Source organism: Bradyrhizobium sp. CCBAU 45389 (assembly GCF_028128625.1).
Taxonomy (GTDB): Bacteria; Pseudomonadota; Alphaproteobacteria; order Rhizobiales; family Xanthobacteraceae; genus Bradyrhizobium; species Bradyrhizobium liaoningense_B.
The window spans coordinates 274,166-297,496 of the sequence record NZ_LBIY01000099.1 but is presented as its reverse complement, the minus strand read 5'-3'; the positions used below and the strand labels follow the sequence as shown (position 1 = coordinate 297,496).

The 23,331-nt window shown below is 66.3% G+C and carries 16 protein-coding genes; 14 read left to right on the top strand and 2 right to left on the bottom strand.

Annotation, left to right across the window (positions count from 1 at the left end; all coding sequences use genetic code 11):
* Window positions 1-52: 52 nt before the first annotated feature.
* The 14 genes from mraY to ligA all read left to right on the top strand — a co-directional run bounded on the left by mraY (window position 53) and on the right by ligA (window position 19,802).
* A complete protein-coding gene (gene mraY, locus XH79_RS40555) occupies window positions 53-1,156 on the top strand; it encodes a phospho-N-acetylmuramoyl-pentapeptide-transferase (protein WP_018640940.1) in 1,104 nt (367 codons plus the stop codon).
* Between the two features lie 10 nt (window positions 1,157-1,166).
* On the top strand, window positions 1,167-2,564 hold the full coding sequence (gene murD, locus XH79_RS40550; RefSeq protein ID WP_271585335.1) for a UDP-N-acetylmuramoyl-L-alanine--D-glutamate ligase: 1,398 nt from the start codon (window positions 1,167-1,169) through the stop codon (window positions 2,562-2,564).
* A 199-nt stretch (window positions 2,565-2,763) separates the two neighbouring features.
* Window positions 2,764-3,915 carry a putative lipid II flippase FtsW gene (ftsW, locus tag XH79_RS40545; protein ID WP_212339664.1) on the top strand — a complete coding sequence of 384 codons (1,152 nt, stop codon included), beginning with the start codon at window positions 2,764-2,766 and terminating at the stop codon, window positions 3,913-3,915.
* 193 nt (window positions 3,916-4,108) lie between these two features.
* A complete protein-coding gene (murG, locus tag XH79_RS40540; RefSeq protein ID WP_271585334.1) occupies window positions 4,109-5,209 on the top strand; it encodes an undecaprenyldiphospho-muramoylpentapeptide beta-N-acetylglucosaminyltransferase in 1,101 nt (366 codons plus the stop codon).
* A gap of 122 nt (window positions 5,210-5,331) precedes the next feature.
* Window positions 5,332-6,735 carry a UDP-N-acetylmuramate--L-alanine ligase gene (gene murC / locus XH79_RS40535; RefSeq protein ID WP_271585333.1) on the top strand — a complete coding sequence of 468 codons (1,404 nt, stop codon included), beginning with the start codon at window positions 5,332-5,334 and terminating at the stop codon, window positions 6,733-6,735.
* Window positions 6,736-6,739: 4 nt separating this feature from the next.
* A complete protein-coding gene (gene murB / locus XH79_RS40530) occupies window positions 6,740-7,660 on the top strand; it encodes a UDP-N-acetylmuramate dehydrogenase (protein ID WP_271585332.1) in 921 nt (306 codons plus the stop codon).
* 107 nt (window positions 7,661-7,767) lie between these two features.
* Window positions 7,768-8,754 (top strand): D-alanine--D-alanine ligase family protein, encoded by a 987-nt coding sequence (locus tag XH79_RS40525; RefSeq protein ID WP_271585331.1) that lies wholly within the window; start codon window positions 7,768-7,770, stop codon window positions 8,752-8,754.
* A gap of 346 nt (window positions 8,755-9,100) precedes the next feature.
* Window positions 9,101-10,123, top strand: coding sequence for a cell division protein FtsQ/DivIB (locus tag XH79_RS40520; protein ID WP_271585330.1), 1,023 nt, complete (start codon window positions 9,101-9,103; stop codon window positions 10,121-10,123).
* A complete protein-coding gene (gene ftsA / locus XH79_RS40515) occupies window positions 10,120-11,442 on the top strand; it encodes a cell division protein FtsA (RefSeq protein WP_212339658.1) in 1,323 nt (440 codons plus the stop codon). The genes XH79_RS40520 and ftsA overlap by 4 nt, the downstream gene beginning before the upstream one ends.
* Before the next feature lie 87 nt (window positions 11,443-11,529).
* A complete protein-coding gene (gene ftsZ / locus XH79_RS40510) occupies window positions 11,530-13,326 on the top strand; it encodes a cell division protein FtsZ (RefSeq protein WP_271585329.1) in 1,797 nt (598 codons plus the stop codon).
* A gap of 359 nt (window positions 13,327-13,685) precedes the next feature.
* The gene (gene lpxC, locus XH79_RS40505; protein WP_212339656.1) at window positions 13,686-14,648 is read left to right on the top strand and encodes a UDP-3-O-acyl-N-acetylglucosamine deacetylase; all 963 of its coding nucleotides are present in this window, start codon (window positions 13,686-13,688) and stop codon (window positions 14,646-14,648) included.
* Between the two features lie 238 nt (window positions 14,649-14,886).
* Window positions 14,887-15,789 carry an outer membrane protein assembly factor BamD gene (locus tag XH79_RS40500; protein WP_271585328.1) on the top strand — a complete coding sequence of 301 codons (903 nt, stop codon included), beginning with the start codon at window positions 14,887-14,889 and terminating at the stop codon, window positions 15,787-15,789.
* A 16-nt stretch (window positions 15,790-15,805) separates the two neighbouring features.
* Window positions 15,806-17,494 (top strand): DNA repair protein RecN, encoded by a 1,689-nt coding sequence (gene recN / locus XH79_RS40495; protein WP_271585327.1) that lies wholly within the window; start codon window positions 15,806-15,808, stop codon window positions 17,492-17,494.
* Between the two features lie 160 nt (window positions 17,495-17,654).
* Window positions 17,655-19,802: an NAD-dependent DNA ligase LigA gene (gene ligA, locus XH79_RS40490; RefSeq protein WP_271585326.1), complete on the top strand. Its 2,148-nt coding sequence runs from the start codon at window positions 17,655-17,657 to the stop codon at window positions 19,800-19,802.
* Between the two features lie 176 nt (window positions 19,803-19,978).
* Here the strand turns inward: ligA and XH79_RS40485 are convergent, their stop codons facing one another.
* Window positions 19,979-21,259 carry a multidrug effflux MFS transporter gene (locus XH79_RS40485; RefSeq protein ID WP_271585325.1) on the bottom strand — a complete coding sequence of 427 codons (1,281 nt, stop codon included), beginning with the start codon at window positions 21,257-21,259 and terminating at the stop codon, window positions 19,979-19,981.
* Between the two features lie 218 nt (window positions 21,260-21,477).
* A complete protein-coding gene (locus XH79_RS40480; protein ID WP_271585324.1) occupies window positions 21,478-23,307 on the bottom strand; it encodes an aminopeptidase P family protein in 1,830 nt (609 codons plus the stop codon).
* Between the last annotated feature and the right edge of the window lie 24 nt (window positions 23,308-23,331).

The following is a 23,331-nucleotide window of genomic DNA, read 5'->3' as shown; positions in this document are numbered from 1 at the left end:
GGTCGGGGCCAGGAACAAGGCCGCGTGCGAAAGGCGCCATAGGACCGTCTGAATGTTTTACTGGCTGATCGAGCTCTCCAATACATTTCCGAGCCTGGGTGCGTTTCGCACCCTCCTGAACGTATTCCGCTACATCACCTTCCGCACCGGCGGCGCGATCGTCACCGGCGCGCTGTTCGTGTTCCTGTTCGGGCCCTGGATCATCGACCATTTGCGCATCCGCCAGGGCAAGGGCCAGCCGATCCGCGCTGACGGCCCGCAATCGCATCTCAGCAAGAAGGGCACGCCCACCATGGGCGGGCTGATGATCCTGTCGGGCCTCACGGTCGGCACGGTGCTGTGGGCCAATCCGCTCAACCCTTACGTCTGGATCGTGCTCGCCGTGACGCTCGGCTTCGGCTTCGTCGGCTTCTACGACGACTACCTCAAGGTGACCAAGCAGACCACGACCGGTTTCGGCGGCAAGCTCCGCCTGCTGATCGAGGCGGCGATCGCGCTGGTCGCCTGCTACGCGCTGGTGCGGCTGAACCGCGATCCTGCATCGACCGCGCTGACGGTTCCCTTCCTGAAGGACACCGTGCTGCATTTCGGCTGGTTCTTCGTCGTCTTCGGCGCCTTCGTCATCGTCGGCGCCGGCAATGCGGTGAACCTCACCGACGGTCTCGACGGCCTCGCCATCGTGCCCGTGATGATTGCGACCGCGAGCTTTGCGATGATCGCCTATCTCGCCGGCAACGCCGTGTTCGCCGACTATCTCCAGATCAAATACGTCGCGGGCACCGGCGAGCTCGCGGTGCTCTGCGGCGCGCTATTGGGCGCCGGTCTCGGCTTCCTCTGGTTCAACGCGCCGCCGGCCTCGATCTTCATGGGCGACACCGGCTCGCTCGCGCTCGGCGGCATGCTCGGCGCGATCGCGGTCGCGGTGAAGCACGAGATCGTGCTCGCGGTGATCGGCGGCCTGTTCGTGCTGGAGGCCGTCTCCGTCATCGTGCAGGTGGTGTCGTTCAAGCTGACGGGCAAGCGTATCTTCCGCATGGCGCCGATCCATCACCATTTCGAGCAGCTCGGCTGGACCGAGCCGCAGATCGTGATCCGCTTCTGGATCATCTCGGTGATGCTGGCGCTCGCCGGCCTCTCCACGCTGAAGCTGCGCTGACGGTACCACGATGATCCCCGTCACATCCTTCGCCGGCAAGACGGTCGCCGTGTTCGGCCTCGGCGGCTCGGGGCTCGCCTCCTGCCATGCATTGAAGGCGGGTGGTGCCGAGGTGGTCGCCGCCGACGACAATGCCGAGAACGTCGCCAAGGCCGCGCAGGCCGGTTTCATTACCGCTGACTTACGCAACGTCTCCTGGGCGAATTTCGCAGCCCTCGTGCTCGCGCCCGGCGTGCCGCTCACCCATCCGGTGCCGCACTGGAGCGTGCTGAAGGCACGCGAGGCAGGCTGTGAGGTGATCGGCGACATCGAGCTGTTCTGCCGCGAGCGCCGGCGCCATGCGCCGAACGCGCCGTTCGTCGCCATCACCGGCACCAACGGCAAGTCGACCACGACGGCGCTGATCGCGCATCTCACGAAAGTCGCCGGCTACGACACCCAGATGGGCGGCAATATCGGCACCGCGATCCTGTCGCTGGAGCCGCCGCGCATGGGCCGCGTCCACGTCATCGAGATGTCGTCCTACCAGATCGACCTCACGCCCTCGCTCGATCCCTCCGTCGGCATCCTGCTCAATGTCAGCGAGGACCACATCGACCGCCACGGCACCGTCGAGCACTATGCCGCGGTGAAGGAGCGCCTCGTCGCGAACGTGCAGGCAGGCGGCACCTCGATCGTCGGCGTCGACGACGGCTATTGCCGCGATGTCGCCGACCGGCTCGATCGCGCCGGCAAGAACGTCGTGCGTATCTCGGTGAAGAACCCGCTCGCCACCGGCATTTATTTCGAGCACGGCAATATCGTGCGCGCCTCGGGCGGCGCCCGCAGCGAGGTCGCCGCGCTCGGCGGCATCGGGTCGCTGCGCGGTCTGCACAACGCGCAGAATGCGGCCTGCGCTGCTGCTGCTGCACTCGCGATGGGTATCAGCCTGGATGTGCTGCAGAACGGCCTGCGCAGCTTTCCCGGCCTTGCGCATCGCATGGAGCAGGTCGGGCGCCGCGGCAACGTGCTGTTCGTCAACGATTCCAAGGGCACCAATGCGGACGCCACCGCGCACGCGTTGTCGTCGTTCGCCGATATCTTCTGGATCGCCGGCGGCAAGCCGAAGGCGGGCGGCATCACCAGCTTGACCGGCTATTTCCCGCGCATCCGAAAGGCCTATCTGATCGGTGAGGCCGCGCAGGAGTTTTCCGGCACGCTCGGCACGGTCGCGCACGAGATCAGCCAGACGCTGGACGTCGCCGTCGAGCACGCCGCGCGCGATGCGGAGGCCTCGGGTCTCACCGACGCCGTCGTGCTGCTGTCGCCGGCCTGCGCGTCCTACGACCAGTACCGCAATTTCGAGATCCGCGGCGCGAAGTTCCGCGAACTGGTGCAGGCGCTGCCGGGTGTGAAGCCGGTGGTGTAGCGAGTTTCTCGTGTCCCGGACGCGCGTAGCGCGAGCCGGGACCCAGAAGTCGCACTGGGCCCCGGCTCTGCAGCGCACCGCAAGGGCGCTGCGCTGCGTCCGGGGCACGAGACTCTCCACAACTTCATCGATCCCATTAACCTCCCGGTAACCAACCTCGGCGACCAATGAACGGACCTCTGTCCGAAAGCGGCCGCCCATGCTCTCCCGTGAAGAACGCACCCCCTTTTCCGAGTGGTGGTGGACCGTCGACAAGCCGCTGATGGGCGCCATCCTGGCGCTGATGCTCACCGGGGTGATCCTGTCGCTGGCGGCGAGCCCGCCGGTTGCGACCCGCATCGGGCTCGATCCGTTCCACTTCTTCAGCCGCCACGTGATGTTCCTCCTCCCGTCCTGCCTGGTGCTGCTCGGGGTGTCCTTCCTGTCGCCGCGGGCGATCCGTCGCTCGGCGTTGCTCATCTTCGCGGCCAGCATCATCCTGATTGTGCTGACGCTCGCGATCGGCCCCGAGGTGAAGGGCTCGCGGCGCTGGATCACGCTGCTCGGCGTCAACATCCAAGCCTCCGAAATCGCAAAGCCGTCCTTCGTCGTCATCGCCGCCTGGCTGTTCGCGGAATCGACCAAGCGGCCGGAGATGCCGGCAACCTCGATGGCGCTGGTGCTGCTGTTGATGCTGGTCTCGCTGCTGGTGATGGAGCCCGACTTCGGCCAGACCATGCTGATCCTGATGGTGTGGGGCTCGCTGTTCTTCATCGCGGGCATGCGCATGATCTGGGTGTTCGGTCTTGCCGGCGCCGCTGCCGCCGGCCTGTTCAGCGCCTATCTGTTCGTCCCGCACGTTGCGGGGCGTATCAAGCGCTTCATGAACCCGGCCTCGGGCGACACTTTCCAGGTCGATACGGCGATGGAGGCCTTCTACAACGGCGGCTGGCTCGGCCTCGGGCCGGGTGAGGGCATTGCAAAGCGCAGCCTGCCGGACAGCCACACCGACTTCGTGTTCGCGGTCGCCGCCGAGGAGTTCGGCATCGTCCTGTGCCTCGCCATGCTGGCGCTGTTCGCCTTCGTCGTCATCCGCACGCTGTCGCGCGCCTATGCCAATGAGGACATGTTCTCGCGCTTCGCCGCTTCCGGCCTTGCGATCCTGTTCGGCGTGCAGGCGGCGATCAACATGTCGGTGAACCTGCAGCTCATCCCCGCCAAGGGCATGACGCTACCGTTCATCTCCTATGGCGGCTCCTCGATCGTCTCGCTCGCCTATGGCGTCGGCATGATGCTGGCGCTGACGCGGCTGCGTCCGCGCACCGAGGTCGAGGCCAGTGGCCACGCCGAGGCGATGCGAAGTTACGCTTGACGGTCTCGTGTCCCGGACGCGGTGCGGCACGAAGTGACGCTCCGCAGAGCCGGGACCCAGAGATGTGGCAGCCACGGGCCCCGGTTCAGCAGCGCACCACGCCGCAAGATGCGGCGCGCTGCGCTGCGCCCGGGGCACGTGCACCGTGTAGCCGGCTCGCAATGACGAAAAAGTCCTTGTAAGACTATTTGCCATGGACACCTCCCCCCTGATTCTTCTCGCCGCGGGCGGCACCGGCGGCCATCTGTTTCCGGCCGAGGCGCTCGGCGTCGAGCTGATCCGGCGCGGCTTTCGCGTCCGCCTTGTCACCGACGAACGCGCGCTGCGCTATAGCGGGCTGTTCAGCAAGGACATGATCGACGTCGTCAGCAGCGAGACCGCGCGCGGCCGCAATCCACTCCAGCTCGCCTATGCCGGCCTCACGCTCGCCGTCGGAACGTTTTCCGCCTATCGCCTCATCAAGCGCTTGAAGCCCGTCGCCGTCGTCGGCTTCGGCGGCTATCCGACGCTGCCGCCGCTGGTCGCGGCGAAGTTCGCAGGCGTCCCCGGCATCATCCACGATGCCAATGCTGTGCTCGGTCGCGCCAACCGGTTCCTGTCGAGCCGCGTCCGCGCCATCGCGACGTCCTTGCCCGGCGTGCTCGATCGCGATCCGGCGCTGTCGGCCAAGACCACGACGGTCGGCACGCCGATGCGGCCGGCGATCCTCGCGGCAGCTACCGTGCAATACACCGCGCCCGAAACCAACGGTCCGCTGCGCCTTCTCGTCGTCGGCGGCAGCCAGGGTGCGCGCATCATGGCCGACATCGTCCCGGGCGCGATCGAGCGGCTCGAGCCTGCGCTGTGGAGCCGTCTCATCCTCACCCAGCAGGTGCGCGACGAGGACATGGCGCGTGTCCGTGCGGTGTACGACAAGCTCAAGATCAAGTTCGAGCTCGCGCCGTTCTTCACCGACTTGCCGGCGCGGCTCGCCTCCAATCATCTGATCGTGTCGCGCTCCGGCGCCGGCACCGTCGCCGAGCTTGCCGCGATCGGACGGCCCTCGATCCTGGTGCCGCTGCCGGGCGCGATCGACCAGGACCAGTTCGCCAATGCCGGCGTGCTGGCCAAGGTCGACGGCGCCATCCGCATCCCGCAGACCGAATTCACCTCCGACCGCCTCGCCGCCGAAATCTCCGGCTTCGCTGCCGAACCGGCGCGTCTCGCCGCCATGGCCGCGGCCGCGAAGGGGGCAGGGCGGCTCGACTCCGCCGAGCGGCTGGCCGATCTGGTGGTCAAGGTCGCTGGAATCTGACGCGAAAAAGCCCTTGTCTTCGTCTTCCAAAGCGGGGCATCCAGTAGGAAGGGCGCGCGGCTGATTTGGCCGTGACCTTCGCCAGATGCCGCCTTTCCGGCGGCAAGGTCAGGGAACAGAGCATGAGACTGCCGCGCGAGATCGGACCCATCCACTTCGTCGGGATCGGCGGGATCGGCATGAGCGGGATCGCCGAGGTGCTGGTCAATCTCGGCTACGCCGTGCAGGGCTCGGACGCCTCCGATAATTACAATCTCGACCGCCTGCGCAAGAAGGGCGCAAAAGTGTCGGTCGGCCACAAGGCCGAGAATGTCGATGGCGCCGAAGTCGTCGTCGTCTCCACCGCGATCAAGCGCGACAATCCGGAACTGATGGCGGCGCGCGAGCGCCGCATTCCCGTGGTGCGCCGTGCCGAGATGCTGGCCGAGCTGATGCGGCTGAAGAGCTGCGTCGCCATCGCCGGCACCCATGGCAAGACCACGACCACGACGATGGTTGCAACGCTGCTCGATGCCGGCGGGCTCGATCCCACCGTCATCAACGGCGGCATCATCAACGCCTACGGCTCCAACGCGCGGTTGGGTGCCGGCGATTGGATGGTGGTCGAGGCCGACGAGAGCGACGGCACGTTCCTGAAGCTGCCGACGGACGTGGCGATCGTCACCAATGTCGACCCCGAGCATCTCGATCACTTCAAGACCTTCGAGGCCGTGCAGGACGCGTTCCGGCATTTCGTCGAGAACCTGCCGTTCTACGGCTTTGCCGTGATGTGCATCGATCATCCCGTGGTGCAGAGCCTCGTCGGCAAGATCGAGGATCGCCGCATCATCACCTATGGCGAGAATCCGCAAGCGGACGCGCGGCTGCTCGACCTCACCCCGATGGGGGGCGGATCGAAATTCAAGGTCGCGTTCCGCGATCGCAAGACAGGCGCCGTGCACGAGATCGCCGATCTCATGCTGCCGATGCCAGGCCGCCACAACGCTTCCAATGCGACGGCCGCGATCGCGGTCGCGCGCGAGCTCGGTGTCTCCGACGAGGCGATCCGCAAGGCGATCGCGGGCTTCGGCGGCGTCAAGCGCCGCTTCACCAAAACGGGTGAATGGAACGGCGTCACCGTGATCGACGATTACGGCCATCATCCCGTCGAGATCGCGGCGGTGCTGAAGGCGGCGCGCGAATTCACCAACGGCAAGATCATCGCCGTGGTGCAGCCGCATCGCTACACCCGCCTGCAATCGCTGTTCGAGGAGTTCTGCACCTGCTTCAACGATGCGGACGCGGTTGTCGTCGCCGACGTCTATGCCGCGGGCGAAGCGCCGATCGAAGGCATCGACCGCGATCATTTCGTCGCCGGCCTGCGCGCCCATGGCCATCGCGAGGTGATCCCGCTGCCGGCCGCATCGGAGCTCGCCGGCATCGTCAAGGGGCTCGCGAAGTCCGGCGATCTCGTCGTGTGCCTGGGCGCCGGCAACATCACGCAATGGGCCTATGCGCTGCCTGGCGAATTGAAGGCGTTGGGGTAGGGCCGTGAGCTTCCCCGACATCACCCCCGCTCTCAAAGCCGCCATGCCCGACCTCCGCGGCCGGCTGCTGGCGAACCAGTCGCTGGCCGAGCTCACCTGGTTTCGCGTCGGCGGTCCGGCGCAGGTGCTGTTCACGCCGGCAGACGAGGACGATCTCGCTTATTTCCTCGCCCATCTTGCCGCCGACATTCCGGTCTATGTCATCGGCGTCGGCTCCAATTTGATCGTGCGCGACGGCGGCATTGCCGGCGTGGTGATCCGTCTTGCGCCGCGCGCCTTCGGCGAGGCGACCGCGAGTGGCGACATCGTCAGCGCAGGCACTGCCGCGCTCGACAAGCGCGTGGCGGAGGTGGCGGCGTCCGCCAATATCGGCGGACTCGAATTCTTTTTCGGCATCCCCGGCACCATCGGCGGCGCGCTGCGCATGAATGCCGGCGCCAATGGCGGCGAGACCAAGGACGTGCTGATCGAGGCGAGGGGCGTTGATCGCGACGGCACCAAGCACACCTTCTCCAACGCCGAGATGAAGTTCGTCTATCGCAATAGCGGCGTCGATCCTTCCATCATCTTCACCTCCGCGCGCTTTCGCGGCGAGATCAGGGATGCTGAGGCGATCCGCGCGCGCATGGCGGAAGTTCAAAGCCATCGCGAGACTGCGCAGCCGATCCGCGAAAAGACCGGCGGCTCGACCTTCAAGAATCCGCCCGGCCATTCCGCCTGGAAGCTGGTCGATGCCGCCGGCTGCCGGGGCTTGCGCGTCGGTGGCGCGCAGGTGTCGGAGATGCACTGCAATTTCCTGATCAACACCGGCGATGCCACCGCGCACGACATCGAGACGCTGGGCGAGACCGTGCGCGAGCGGGTGAGGGCGAATTCCGGAATTGAGCTGCACTGGGAAATCAAGCGGATCGGGATTTTCGCGTGAGTGTCATTCCGGGGGCGCGAAGCGCAACCCGGAATCTCGTCATTCCGGGTTCGATGCTGCGCATCGCCCCGGAATGACTGATACAGACAGGTGACGGACTAGAGAACATGCGCATCACCATCCTCTTCGGCGGCTCCAACCGCGAGCGTCTGGTGTCGGTCGCCTCGGCGCAGGCGCTGCATCAGGCGCTGCCTGAGGCCGATCTCTGGTGGTGGGACATCGAGGACAAGGTGCATGTGGTGCAGTCCAGGCAGCTGCTCGAGCATGCCCGCCCGTTCGAGGACGAGTTCAAGCCCGGCACATCAGGCATTCCGCTCGCGCAGGCGCTCGACCGGGCCAAGGCGGAAGATCGCGTGCTGGTGCTCGGCCTGCATGGCGGACGCGCGGAGAACGGCGAATTGCAGGTGATGTGCGAGGCGCGCGGTGTGCCGTTCACCGGCTCGGGCTCGGCCTCCTCGCATCTCGCCTTCGACAAGATCGCCGCCAAGCATTTCGCCGCGCTCGGCGGCGTCACGCCGCCGGCCAACGTCGCGCTCGACAACATCGACGAGGCCTTCGCCGAATATGGCCGGCTGATCGCAAAGCCTGCGCGCGACGGGTCGAGCTACGGCCTGATCTTCGTCAACGCCAAGCAGGATCTCGTCGCCGTCCGCAATGCGGCCAAGCACGAAGAGTACGTGATCGAGCCCTACATCGCCGGCGTGGAGGCGACCTGCGGCGTGCTGGAGCGCACCGATGGCTCGATCATCGCGCTGCCGCCGATCGAGATCATTCCGGGCGAGGGCAATTTCGACTACGCCGCGAAATATCTGTTGAAGTCGACCCAGGAGATCTGCCCCGGTCGTTTCGCCCCCGAGATCACCGCTGCGCTGAGGGAGCAGGCGATGCTGGCGCACCGGGCGATGTCCTGCACCGGCTATTCCCGGTCGGACTTCATCGTCTCGGAGAGTGGCCTGGTCTATCTCGAAACCAACACGCTGCCCGGGCTGACCAAGTCCTCGCTCTACCCCAAGGCGCTGAAAGCCGAGGGCATCGACTTCGTCGACTTCCTGCGCGGCCTGGTCGAGCTCGCCGGGCGGGGCGTGCGGAAATAATTAGGACTGGTTAACGGCTGGACGGGCGAAACGGCCCGGTTTGGGGCCCAAATCCGGTAAAATGCCGGACATCGCGGCATAAATGCCTCACATGGCTGGGCAAAAAGCGTCCGGCGTTAACGAAGTTTACCTTTTGTTTACCAGGACATCCGAAGGTTAACGCTGGCGGCGCATATGGCGCTTTGGCTGCCGGCGCGTGAGCTGTGGCGGGTGATGTCACCTCCAGCGAACGCTTTGAAGGGGAGAGGCTTCTTCTGCTGAAGACCAGCACCCGGCCCGGCACCGAGACGTCATGTTCGCCAGGATCCGCGCGATGTCGCGGGCAAACTGTTGACGAGCTCGTGCAATGGATGGAGCAGGAAGCCTCACCCGGTCGCTTTTCAGATCGCTGAGGCCCCAAGCTGACCTGAAGGCGGCCGCTATCGGAGCGGTCGTGCTTCTGCGCGAGTGGGTGCAGGACAAGCGCGAGGAGAAGCGCGCTGCCGCCAAGATCAAGTCCAAAGCCAGGGCCAAGGCCGTCGTCGAGCGCGAGCCGCCGCCGCGTGTGGTCGCGCTGGTCGAGCGCTATGCACCGCGCCGGGTCGGGATCGCCATGACTGCGCTGCTCCTGATCGGAAGCTGCGGCTTCGGCATCGTCAGGGGCGGCCATCTCCAGGATTTCATCACGGCGGTCAGCGACGCCCGCAACGCCATGGCCAATTCCGCCGGCTTCCGCATCACCTCCGTGGTGATCAACGGCCGCAAGCAGCTCACCCAGGACGAGATCCTCGCGATCGGCGGCGTCAGCGGCCGCTCCTCGCTGCTGTTCCTCGACGCCGACGTCGTGCGCGAGAAGCTCAAGGCCAATCCCTGGATCGCGGATGCGACTGTGCTGAAGCTCTATCCGGGCCGGCTCATGATCGACATCACCGAGCGCCAGGCCTTCGCGCTGTGGCAGGAGGGCGGCCGCCTCTCCGTCATCGCCGACGACGGCGCCGTGCTCGAACCCTATGTCTCGCGCCGCTTCCTGTCGCTGCCGCTCGTGGTCGGCAAGGGCGCCGATACCCAGGCCCGCGATTTCCTGGCGCTGCTGGCGCGCTATCCGCAGGTCAATGCGGTGACCAAGGCCGCGGTCTATGTCGGCGAGCGGCGCTGGAACCTGAGGCTGAAGGACGGCCTCGACATCCGCCTGCCCGAGCAGGACGTCGGCAACGCGCTTGCGATGCTGTCGAGGCTCGACAAGGAGGACCGGCTGTTCTCCCGCGACATCGTCGCCGTCGACATGCGCCTGCCCGATCGGCTGGTGGTGCAGCTGTCCGACGACGCCGCCAAGGCGCGCGAGGAGCAGTTCAAGGACAAGAAGAAAAAGAAGGCCGGGGACGCTGCATGACCGGTCTTGATCGCACCCAGACGCCGAAGACGCGCCAGATGCCGCACAAGCGTGGCGGCCTCGTCGCCTGCCTCGACATCGGCACCAGCAAGATCGCCTGCATGATCGCGCGGCTGAAGCCGTCGGCGCCGAGCGACGCCTTGCGCGGCCGCACCCACGCGGTGGAATTGATCGGCTACAGCCAGATCCAGGCGCGCGGCATGAAGGCCGGCGCGGTGATCGATCTCGGTGAATGCGAGCAGGCGGTGCGCCAGGCCGTCGCGTTGGCTGAGAAGATGGCCAAGGTGCGGGTCGAGTCCGTGCTGCTGTCGGTCTCGGGCGGCCGTCTCTCCGGCCAGCTGGTCGAAGCCGCCGCCGACATCCGCGGCGGCGCGGTGACTCCGGCCGATGTCAGCCGCGTCACCTCCACCGGCATGCGCCATGCCACCGGCGAGGGCCGCACCGTGCTGCACGCGCTGCCGGTCGGCTACACGCTCGACGGCGTCAAGGGCATCCGCGATCCCCGCGGCATGGTCGCGCATCAGTTCGGCGTCGACATGAACGTCGTCACTTGCGATGCCACCGTGGCGCGGAACCTGATGCTCGCGGTCGAGCGCTGCCACATCAATGTCGAAGCCATGGCGGCGAGCCCTTATGTCGCCGGCTTGTCGGTGTTGACTGACGATGAGGCCGATCTCGGCGCGGCCGTCGTCGAGATGGGCGCCGGCACCACGACGATTGCGGTCTATTCCGGCGGCCGTTTCGTGCATGCGGCGGGTTTTGCGGTCGGCGGGCAACACATCACGATGGATCTTGCGCGCGGACTCTCCGCGACCATTGCCGATGCCGAGCGAATCAAGACTTTATACGGGACGGTCATCACCGGTGGATCGGACTCGCGTGAGCTGATGTCTGTACCGACAGCCGGTGACGAGCAGGATCTGCCGCAGATCGTTTCCCGCGCTACCATCGCCAATATCGTCAAGCACCGTGCCGAGGAAATCTTCGAAATGGTCCGGGACCGGCTGAAGGATTCGCCCTTCGCGTCAGAGCCCAACGGCCGTGTCGTGCTCTCGGGTGGTGCCTCGCAACTGACCGGTCTCGTCGAACTCGGAACACAAATTCTCGGCCGGCCCGTGCGGGTCGGACGTCCCCTTGGCTTTGGCCGGCTGCCCAACGAGGCGAAGAACGCCGCGTTCGCGGTGCCGGCCGGACTCCTCGTCTACCCGCAATATGTTCACCAGGAACATGTCGAACCGCGGCATACGCGGCAGCAGGTCAAGACAGGGACCGGCGGTTATTTTGGAAAGGTTGGACGATGGCTACGCGAGGGCTTCTGATGACTCCTTTCCGCAATTTCCCATTTTCACCAACTCCCGCGGCCGCCGGCCGGGGCGAACCCACGCGCGCGTGATCGAGAGGCAACCATGACCATCAGCATCAATGTTCCTGATATTCACGAACTGAAGCCCCGGATCACCGTGTTCGGCGTCGGCGGCGCCGGCGGCAACGCCGTCAACAACATGATCACGGCGGGCCTGCAGGGCGTCGACTTCGTGGTCGCCAACACCGACGCGCAGGCGCTGACGATGTCGAAGGCGCAGCGCATCGTGCAGATGGGGACGGCGGTCACGCAGGGCCTCGGTGCAGGTTCGCAGCCGAACGTCGGCGCCGCGGCGGCGGAAGAGGTGATCGACGAGCTGCGCGACCATCTCTCGGGCGCCAACATGGTGTTCGTCACCGCCGGCATGGGCGGCGGCACCGGCACCGGTGCTGCTCCCGTGATTGCCAAGACCGCGCGCGACATGGGCATCCTCACCGTGGGCGTCGTCACCAAGCCGTTCCACTTCGAGGGCGGCCGCCGCATGCGCACCGCCGAAGCCGGCATCAACGAGTTGCACAAGGTCGTCGACACGCTCCTGATCATCCCGAACCAGAACCTGTTCCGGGTGGCCAACGAGAAGACCACCTTCGCCGACGCCTTCGCGATGGCCGACCAGGTGCTCTATTCGGGCGTTGCCTGCATCACCGACCTGATGGTCAAGGAAGGCCTGATCAACCTCGACTTCGCCGACGTTCGCGCCGTCATGCGCGAGATGGGCAAGGCGATGATGGGCACCGGCGAAGCCTCCGGCGACAAGCGCGCGCTGACGGCCGCCGAGGCCGCGATCGCCAACCCGCTGATCGACGATAGCTCGATGAAGGGTGCCAAGGGCCTCCTCATCTCCATCACCGGCGGCAAGGACCTCACGCTGTTCGAGGTCGACGAAGCTGCGACCCGCATCCGTGAGGAAGTCGACCAGGACGCCAACATCATCGTCGGCGCCACGTTCGACGAAGCCCTCGACGGTCTGATCCGCGTCTCGGTCGTCGCCACCGGCATCGAGCAGGCCGCAATCGCCCGCAACAGCCAGGCGACCTCCGCTCCGGTCGCGAACGCGGCGCCGCAGGTGCAGCAGGCTCCCGCAGCTCCGGCCGCTGCCGCCGAGAGCCGTCTCGCCGACCTCACCGCGCGTCTGCGCGCCGACAACCAGCGCCTGGCCGAGCGCGCCCAGAAGCTGGAAGCCCAGATCCCGGCGGCCGCGCCGGCTCCGGCTGCTCCGGTCGCGCCGCGGGCGAACGTCGAGCGCGCGGCGCTCGCCGCCATCGCGGCTGCCGTTGCCGAGGTCCCGCAGGCGCCCGCGCCGCACACCTATGGCGACGTCACCGTGCGGCCGATCGCGCAGAAGCCGACCCTGTTCCCGGAGCCTGACATGGCCCCGGTCGCGATGCAGGAGCCGATGACCCCGGAAAACTTCATCCCGCCGCAGGCCGAGCGTCCGCCGGTCCGTGCGCCGCGGATGCCGCGGATCGAGGAACTGCCGATGCCGGCCCAGGCCGAGATTCGTCAGGCCCGCGGCGAGGTGGAGGAAGAAGCCCCGCAGAAGACCCGCCTGTCGCTGCTGCAGCGCCTCGCCAATGTCGGCCTTGGCCGCCGCGAGGAGGAGAGCGAGCCGCCGGTGGCCGCTCGCGCCACCGGCCCCGCCATGCCGCCGCTGCCTGAGCGCCGGCCGCAGAAGACGGTGGCGCAGCAGATCGCGGCCAGCGAGCCGGTATCGGAGTATGCCCGGCGTCCCGCGCCGCAGGGCCTCGACATGCATGGCCGCCCCGCGCCTGTTGCGCCGGCGCCACAGGGTGACGACCATCTTGATATCCCGGCCTTCCTGCGGCGGCAGGCGACCTGAGGATTGTTACAATAAGGCAGACGAAAAAAGGTCCCGGCGACAGGCTTGCCGGGACCTTTCCTTTCCTCTCGGGAATACCCGGATTGCGCAGCCAAGCAACTGATTTTAAATCATTAATTACGTATTTGGTGGTTCACTAAAACCGCCGGCATCGGCCCAAAACCTCGGCGCAATTTGGTTAAGCCTTGGCGCGAATACGGCAGGTTTGGGGTAACAATCGGTAAAAAACCGTGAGTTGGCGCTGTTTGAGGCAGCAACTATGGTTTGCCGTGACTTGGGGATACGGATTCGCACGACGGTCTAGGCCGATCGGTCGGGTCGAGTATAAGTCGCAATGGGTCGTAGTGGGGCGGTTCCTGATGAAATTTAGCCGGCAAACAACGCTTCGTGCGCAAGCCACCGTGGCAGGCGTCGGCGTTCATTCCGGTCTTCCCGTCACCCTTACGCTTGGGCCTGCGCCTATCGACGCGGGTTTTATTTTTGTCCGGACCGGCCTCGAGGGAAGTGACCGCGAAGTTCAGGCGACCGCCGACCAGGTGATCGCGACCGACCTTGCCACCGTCCTCGGCGACCGTAACGGTCCGCTGGTCTCCACCGCCGAGCATGTGCTTGCTGCGCTGCGGGGCATGGGCGTGGACAATGCCACGATCGAGCTCGACGGGCCGGAAGTCCCGATCATGGACGGCAGCGCCGCGGCGTTCATTGCCGCCATCGACCAGGCCGGCATCGTCACCCAGTCTGCGCAGCGCCGCTTCATCCAGGTTTTGAAGCCGATCTCGGTCAAGATCGGCGACTCCTTCGGCGAGATCCGGCCCTATGCCAACGGGTTCCGCGCCGAGGTCGAGATCGACTTCACCAATCCCGTCATCGGCCAGCAGAGCTACGCGCTCGAGCTCAACCCGGAACGTTTCCGCCGCGAAGTCGGCCGCGCCCGGACCTTCGGTCTGATGTGCGACGTCGCCCGGCTCTGGAGCGCGGGTTATGCCCTCGGCGCCTCTTTCGACAACACCGTCGTGTTCGACGAGGAGCGGCTGCTCAACACCGAGGGCCTGCGCTACGCCGACGAATGTGCCCGCCACAAGGTGCTGGACGTGATCGGCGACCTCGCGCTGGCCGGCCTGCCGCTGCTTGGCGCCTACCGTTCGGTCCGCGGCGGCCACAAGCTCAACCACGCCGTCCTGACCGCTCTGCTTGCCGACCGTACCGCCTGGCGCGTGGTCGAGGGCGAGGCGGTGCGTCGCACCACCCGTCCGGTGGGCGAAGTCGGTCGCGGCATTGTCGGCGGCCGGATCGCCGCGGCCTACGGGCCCGACGTCTCCTGAAGGGATCTGCCGCCGCGGGCAGGGCAACCTGCCCCGGGAAACTCCTGGTAACCATGATCGGCTAGCATTGCGGCAGGTTCGCCTTAATCCGGGCGAAATGCCTGCCTATCCGGTTGTTAACGATCGTTTTTGGATACATCGGCGTGGGCGCATGGCAGGCACCACGGCACCATTTCGCGCCCATGACGGGATTCATGGGCTGGCGGGTACTGCATCACAGGGCGTCAGGGCAAAACTCATGTCGGCACAGCGTATGACGCGCGGATCTCTTTCGATTTCGCCAAAGGCCCCGGTTGCGGCCCGTGGGCTGCTCCAGGCTGCCACCCTCTTCTTGCTCGCGCTGCCGCTGGCCGGCTGCGGCACCGGCGATCTCTGGGACAAGTTCACCGCCAAGGACGACACCTTCGTCGAGGAGCCCGCCGACAAGATCTACAATGAGGGCCTGTACCTCATGAACGAGAAGAAGGACATGAAGGCGGCGAACAAGAAGTTCGAGGAAGTCGACCGCCAGCATCCTTATTCCGACTGGGCCCGTAAATCGCTGCTGATGTCGGCCTACGCCTCCTACCAGGGCGGCGACTATGACGGCTGCATCGGCGCTGCCACGCGCTACGTCACGCTGCACCCCGGCAGCCCGGATGCGGCCTATGCGCAGTACCTGATCGCCGCCTCGCATTACGACCAGATCCCGGACATCAGCCGCGACCAGAGCCGCACCGAGAAGGCGATCGCCTCGCTGGAAGAGGTGGTGCGCAAATATCCGACGTCCGAATATGCGACCTCCGCCAAGGCCAAGATCGAGGGCGCCCGCGACCAGCTCGCCGGCAAGGAAATGAACGTCGGCCGCTACTACGCGCAGAAGCGCGACTACACCGCCGCGATCAACCGCTACAAGGCCGTCGTCACCCAGTACCAGACCACGCGCCATGTCGAGGAGGCGCTCTACCGGCTGACCGAAGCCTATATGGCGATCGGCATCGTCGGGGAGGCACAGACCGCGGCCGCCGTGCTCGGGCACAATTTTCCTGACAGCCGCTGGTACAAGGACGCCTATAATCTTGTAAAATCGGGTGGTCTCGAGCCGAGCGAGAATCAGGGGTCCTGGATCAGCAAGACCTTCAAGAAGATGGGCCTCGGCTAGGAAATTTTGGGGTTCCATGCTGGCGCGTCTGTCGATCCGTGACATCGTCCTGATCGAACGGCTCGATATCGAATTCGCCACCGGCCTTGCGGTTTTGACCGGCGAGACCGGGGCGGGCAAATCCATCCTGCTCGATGCCTTTGCGCTGGCGCTCGGCGGCCGCGGCGATGCCGGCCTCGTGCGCCACGGTGCGGAGCAGGGGCAGGTCACCGCCGTCTTCGATGTCCCGAAGAATCACCCCGCGACGAGGATCCTCGCCGAGAACGGGCTGGACGACGCGAGCGTTGCAGATTCTTGCGAGATGATTCTGCGCCGGGTGCAGCTCGCCGATGGCCGCACCCGCGCATTCATCAACGACCAGTCGATCAGCGTGCAGACGCTGAAGGCGGTCGGCGCCGCGCTGGTCGAGATCCATGGCCAGCATGACGAGCGCGCGCTGGTCGATGCCGCCACGCACCGCCGTCTGCTCGACGCCTTCGCCGGTCTGGAGAAGGACGTCGCGGCCGTCGAAGAGCTGTGGGATGCCCGCCGCACCGCCAATACCGCTCTGGAAGAGCATCGCGCCGGCATGGAGCGCGCCGCGCGCGAGGCCGACTATTTGCGCCACGCCTCCGACGAGCTGAAGCGGCTCGCGCCGAAGGAGGGCGAGGAGACGTCGCTGGCCCATCGCCGGACCACGATGATGCAGGGCGAAAAGATCGCCTCCGATCTGCGCGAGGCGCAGGAGGCGGTCGGCGGCAATCATTCGCCGGTTGCGGCACTGTCGGCGGCGGTGCGCCGGCTGGAGCGCCGCGGCGTCAACTCGCCGGCGCTGGTCGAGCCCGCGGTCAAGGCGATCGACGCCGCAATCAATGCGCTGGAGGAAGCCGACCAACATCTGCAGGCCGCGCTGGCCGCAACCGATTTCGATCCGGCTGAGCTCGAACGCATCGAGGAACGCCTGTTCGCCCTGCGCGCCGCCTCGCGCAAATATTCGACCCCGGTCGACCTGCTGGCGGCGCTGGCCGCCCAATACGCCGCCGACGTCGTGCTGATCGATGCCGGCGCCTCGCGCTTGAAGAAGCTGGAGCAGGCCGCGATCGAGGCCGACGCGCTCTATGCCGCTGCCGCCAAGAAGCTGTCGCTGGCGCGACAAAAGTCGGCGGAAAAGCTCAACAAGGCCGTCAATGCCGAACTCGCCCCGCTCAAGCTCGAACGCGCCAAGTTCATGACCCAGGTCGCGACCGACGAGGCCGCGCCGGGTCCGCAAGGGTTCGACCGCGTCGAGTTCTGGGTGCAGACCAATCCGGGCACCAAGCCGGGGCCGATGATGAAGGTCGCCTCCGGCGGCGAGCTGTCGCGCTTCCTGCTGGCGCTCAAGGTCGTGTTGTCCGACCGCGGCTCGGCGCCGACGCTGGTGTTCGACGAGATCGACACCGGTGTTGGCGGCGCGGTTGCGGATGCCATCGGCGGGCGCCTGGCGCGGCTCGCCGGCAAGGTGCAGGTGATGGCCGTGACCCACGCCCCGCAGGTCGCCGCGCGGGCCGATCAGCATCTGCTCATCTCCAAGGACGCCCTCGACAAGGGCAAACGCGTCGCCACCCGCGTCAATGCGCTCGCCGCCGACCACCGCCGCGAGGAGATCGCCCGCATGCTCGCCGGCGCCGAGATCACCGCCGAGGCGAGGGCGGCGGCGGAGCGGCTGCTCAAGGCGGCGACGGCCTAGACTTCCGTGTCCCGGACGCGCGCAGCGCGAGCCGGGACCCAGAATGCCTCGTCACATGGGCCCCGGCTCTGCAGAGCACCACTTCGCGCTGCGCTGCGTCCGGGGCACGAGATTTCCACACGCCTTTACCGTGCTACCCGCTCCGTCGTATCCAAGCACCATGGCAAGAGCAGCAAAATCGAAACCGCTTCGCGACGTCGCCGATCTCACCAAGGCACAGGCCAAGGTCGAGCACATGCGGCTGTCACTCGAGATCGAGGGGCACAACGAGCGCTACTATCAGGAGGACGCGCCCACCGTCACCGACGCCGAGTACGACGCTCTGCGTCAGCGCTTCGACGCGATCGAAAAGCGCTTTCCGGAATTCGTCAGCGCAGAGTCGCCCTCGCAGAAGGTCGGCGCGGCACCGTCAGGGCGATTCAAGAAGGTACGCCACTCCGTGCCCATGCTGTCGCTCGACAACGCCTTCGCCGAAGAAGATGTGCGCGACTTCGTCGGCCGCATCGTGCGTTTCCTGAAGCTCGACGACGACAAGGTCAATTTTTCCGCCGAGCCCAAGATCGACGGCCTCTCGATGTCGCTGCGCTACGAGGGCGGCGAGCTCGTCACCGCGGCGACGCGCGGCGACGGTGCGGAAGGCGAGGACGTCACCGCCAATATCCGCACCCTCGAAGATGTGCCGCAGAAGTTGAAGGGCCGCAACGTCCCCGACATCTGCGAGGTGCGCGGCGAGGTCTATATGACCAAGAAGGCCTTCCTCGCGCTCAACGAGCGGCAGAAGGCTGCCGGCGACACCATCTTCGCAAATCCGCGCAATTCGGCCGCGGGCTCTCTGCGGCAGAAAGATCCGACCATCACCGCCTCGCGCCCGCTCGGCTTCTTCGCCTATGCCTGGGGCCAGATGAGCGCGATGCCGGAAGCAACGCAGAGCGGCATGATCGGCTGGTTCGAGCGCTGCGGCTTCAAGACCAATCCGCTGACCAAGCTGTGCCACTCGGTCGAGGAGCTGATCACATTCCATCAGCGGATCGAGGAAGAACGCGCCGAGCTCGACTACGACATCGACGGCGTCGTCTACAAGGTCGACCGCATCGACTGGCAGGAGCGGCTCGGCTTCGTCTCGCGTACGCCGCGCTGGGGCATCGCGCACAAATTCCCCGCCGAGCGCGCCATGACGGTGCTGCGCGACATCGAGATCCAGGTCGGCCGCACCGGCTCGTTCACGCCGGTCGGCAAGCTCGAGCCGGTCGGTGTCGGCGGCGTGATCGTGCAGAACGTCACGCTGCACAACGAGGACTACATCAAGGGCATCGGCAACAAGGGCGAGGTGCTGCGCGAGGGCCGCGATATCAGAATCGGCGACACCGTCGTGATCCAGCGCGCCGGCGACGTCATCCCGCAGGTGGTCGACGTGGTCCTCGACAAGCGGCCGAAGAGCGCCAAGGAATTCCAGTTTCCGAAGAAGTGCCCGTGCCCGCTGCATACCGACGTCACGCGCGAGGAGACCGCGGCGGGCGAAGAGGGCTCGCGCGCGCGCTGCACCGGCGAGTTCGCCTGCCCCTATCAGAAGATCGAGCATCTCAAGCTGTTCGTCTCGCGCCGCGCCTTCGACATCGACGGTCTTGGCGAGAAGCAGCTCCAGTATTTCTTCGACGAAGAATGGGTCAGGGAGCCCGCCGACATCTTCACGCTGGAGAAGCGCAATTCGAAGCTCAAGCTCGAGGAGATCGAGGGCTACGGCGCGACCTCGGTGCGCAATCTGTTTGGCGCGATCGAGAGCCGGCGCAAGATCGCGCTGGAGCGTTTCGTCTATGCGCTCGGCATGCGCCATGTCGGCGAGACCACGGCGCTGGCGCTGGCACGCGGCTATGGCTCCTGGGACGCCTTCCATGACGCCTGCCTCAAGGTCGCCAAGGGCGATGAGGAGGCGATGGCGGATATGGACGCGCTCGACCAGATCGGCGACACCGTGATCAAGAGCATCGCCGATTATTTCGGCGAGAGCCACAACCGCGGCATTGTCGAGCGCCTGACCAGGGAGGTCGAGATCGTCGACGCCGAGAAGCCAAAGAGCAACTCGCCCGTCGCCGGCAAGACCGTGGTCTTCACGGGCTCGCTGGAGAAGATGACGCGGGATGAAGCCAAGGCGACCGCGGAGCGTTTAGGTGCAAAGGTCTCGGGCTCGGTGTCGAAGAAGACTGATCTCGTCGTCGCCGGCCCCGGCGCGGGCTCGAAGCTCGCGGAAGCCAACAAGCACGGCGTCAAGGTGCTGACCGAGGACGAGTGGCTGAAGCTGATCGGGGAGTGAGAGGGCGCGCTCTACGCCATTTACTCCGCTGTCATCGCCCGGCTTGACCGGGCGATCCAGTATTCCAGAGGCCCGCGTTGGAGATCTCGCTGTTACGACTGACGCCGCGGCGTACTGGATGCCCCGGTCAAGCCGGGGCATGACAGCGAGGTTGGGGACGCGCTGTGCCGCGCCCCTCACATCATCCCCGTCTCTTCCTCTTCCGCCTGCTCGATCAGCGCCTCGCTCACCACGATCTCGCGGCGGGGGACGACGAAGATCATCATGCAGGCGCAGAGCAGGGAGATCGCCAGCACCGCGGAGGTCAGCGGCAGCGTCGTTGTGGAATGGCCGCCGAGATAGGCGCCGAATTGCGACATCAGCGCACCGATGCCCTGCTGGAGGAAGCCCATCGCGCCCGACGCGGTGCCGGCCGCTTCAGGGCGGATGCTGATGGCGCCGGCGGCGGAGTTCGCCATCACGAAGGCATTGCCGACCATCACGATCATCTGCGTGCCGAACAGCCAGCTTGGAGCCTCGTTCCAGCCGGTAAAGCTCCAGAGCAGGTTCAAAAGGCTGCCGCAGAGCTGCAAGGCCAGCCCGAACCAGATCAGTTTCTCCAGCGAGTGCCGCGGGGCGAAGCGCACGCAGAGCAGGTTGCCGACCAGATACGCAAAACCGGTCGTAGCGAACCACGCGCCGTATTCGGCGCTGGTCCGGCCCATCTGCGTCACCACGATATAGGGGCCGCCGCCGGCGAAGGTGAAGATGATCTGCGATGCCAGCACCTGGCACATCACATAGCCGATGAAAGCGCGGCTCTTGATCAGGGTGCCGACGTCGCTGCGAAAGCCGCCGCTGCCGACTGCGCGGTCGCGGCGCGTCTCGGGCAATGCGATCGCGATGCCGACCGCGACCGCGATCGCGCCGATCGTGACCGCGTAGAAGATGGCGCGCCAGCCGAACGCGGTCTCGATCAGACCGCCAGTGAGCGGCGAGACCATCTGGCCGATCATCAGGGCGGCAACCACGAGGCTGATCATGGAGGCGACGCGGTCGCGCTCGTAGATGTCGCGGATGATGGCGCGGCTGATCACCATGCCGGAGGCGCCGCCCAGCGCCTGGAAGAAGCGCGCTGCGATCAGTTGCGGCAGGGTCTCGGCGAAGATGCAGGCGATGCTCGCTGCGACCATCAGCGCGAGGCCTCCAAGCAGCACCGGACGCCGGCCGAACTTGTCCGACAGCGGGCCCATGATGAGCTGGGACATCGCGATGCCGACCATGTAGAGCGACACCGTCATCTGCGCGATCGAGATGTCGCGGCCGAACGTCGTCGCCAGCACGGGCAGTGCCGGGACCAGGATGTAGAGCGAGATCGGCGCGATCCCGGTCATGACGACCAGCAGCAGCAACACCACGCGCGAGGTCGCGATGTTCTTCGTCGCCGCGTGCGGCGGCCTGCTGATCATGCCGTGCATAGATGTCCGTCTTTCGAAATCCGAATCGACTGTAGCGTGCTCACGCAAGACGGATATCGGCGTTTCGGAATGCGGCTATTCGGATTTCGGGACTGTTATAATAACAGTGCGCGGGAAGCCGTCGTTTTACGGAGAAGCTGCACAAGGAGTGTGCCAAGGCCGCCGGGATTGCGGACGAAGTGGCCAAGCGTTGCGCTGGTCGCGTAGCGCCATGCGCGCTACGCCTTCAGCTCCGCCGTCGCCTGATCGAGCCAGGCACCGGTCGCCTCGTCCAGCGCCGGCCGCACCTCGGCCCTCACGCGCTCATGGTAGGCATTGAGCCAGTCGAGCTCGTCCTTGTTCAGCATCGCCACGTCGATCAGCCGGCGGTCGATCGGCGCGAGCGTCAGCGTCTCGAAGGCGTTCATCGGCTTCTCGGCGCCCTTGATGCTGGCTTCGACCACCAGCTCGAGATTCTCGATGCGGATGCCGAAACCGTCGGTCTTGTAATAGCCGGGCTCGTTGGAGAGGATCATGCCGCGCTTCAGCGGCGTGGTGCCGAGCTTCGAGATCCGGGCCGGCCCCTCATGCACCGAGAGATAGCTGCCGACGCCGTGGCCGGTGCCGTGCTCGAAATCCACGCCGGCGGCCCAGAGATATTGCCGCGCCAGCGTATCCAGTTGTGCGCCATTGGTGCCGTCGGGGAAGACCGCGCGCGCGATCGCGATGTGGCCGCGCAGCACGCGGGTAAAGCGGTCGCGCATTTCAGCGGTCGACTCGCCGACCGCCATGGTGCGCGTGACGTCGGTGGTGCCGTCCTCATATTGCGCGCCGGAATCGATCAGCAGGAGATCGCCGGGCGCGATCCGCCGGTTGCTCTTGCGGGTGACGCGGTAGTGCACGATGGCGCCGTTCGGCCCCGTTCCCGAGATGGTCGGGAACGAGACATCCTTCAGCGCGCCGGTGTCGCGCCGGAACGTCTCCAGCGCCTCGACCGCGTCGATCTCGGTGAGCTTGCCGCTTGGTGCCTCGCGATCGATCCACGCCAGGAAGCGCGCCAGCGCCACGGCGTCGCGCACATGGGCCGTCTTCGTGCCCTTGATCTCGGTCGCGTTCTTGACCGCCTTCAGCAATGCAATCGGATCGCTGCCGCGCACCGGCTTGCCGCCGGCGCCCGCGATCAGCCGGCTCAGCGCCTCGGCCGCGGTCGCATTGTCGAGCGCGATCGCCGCGCCGCTTTTGGCGAGCGCCATCAGGGTCGGCGCCATCGCATCGGGCTCGCGCACGTCGGCGGACTGTTCGAGGTGGTCGCGCGAGAGGTTGGAGAGCTTGCGGTGGTCGATGAAGATGGTGGGGCGGCCGTCCTTCGGCACCAGCGCGTAGGACAGCGGCAGCGGCGTGTGCGCGACGTCGGCGCCGCGGATGTTGAAGGTCCAGGCCACCGCGTGGCTGTCCGACAGCACCAGTGCATCGGTGCCGAGCTTGGCGATCTCGGCCCTGATCTGCGTCAGCTTCTCGGCCTCGGTGACGCCGGCATGCTGGAGGCTGTGCACGGCCACGGGGGCAAGCGGCGGCTGCGGCCGGTCCTGCCAGATCGCATCGACCGGATTGCCGTCGACCGCGACGAGCTCGGCGCCGGCCTTGGCGCAGGCGGCGGACAGGCGCTCGGCTGCCGAAAAAGTGTGCAGCCATGGATCAAATCCGAGGCGATCGCCTGCCTTCAGATGTGCCGTCACCCAGCTTTCCGGCGGCGGATCGATCAGCGATTCCACCGCCCAGGCCTTGGCATCGACCTGCTTGGCCGCCTGGAGCGTGTAGCGTCCATCGACGAACAAGGCGGCCTCGCGGGTCAGCACCACCGCGAAGCCCGCCGATCCGGTGAAGCCGGTCAGCCAGGCCAGCCGTTCTTCCGATGGAGGCACATATTCGTTCTGCTGCTGGTCGGCGCGCGGAATGACGAAGCCGGTCAGCTTGCGGCGGGCGAGTTCTTCGCGGAGTGCAGCAAGGCGCGCGGTCAGCGCGACGCCGGCCTCGGGCTCCTCGAATGTCTGGAAGTGCGCTTCGAACATGTGGATCACTCTAGGATCATGGGC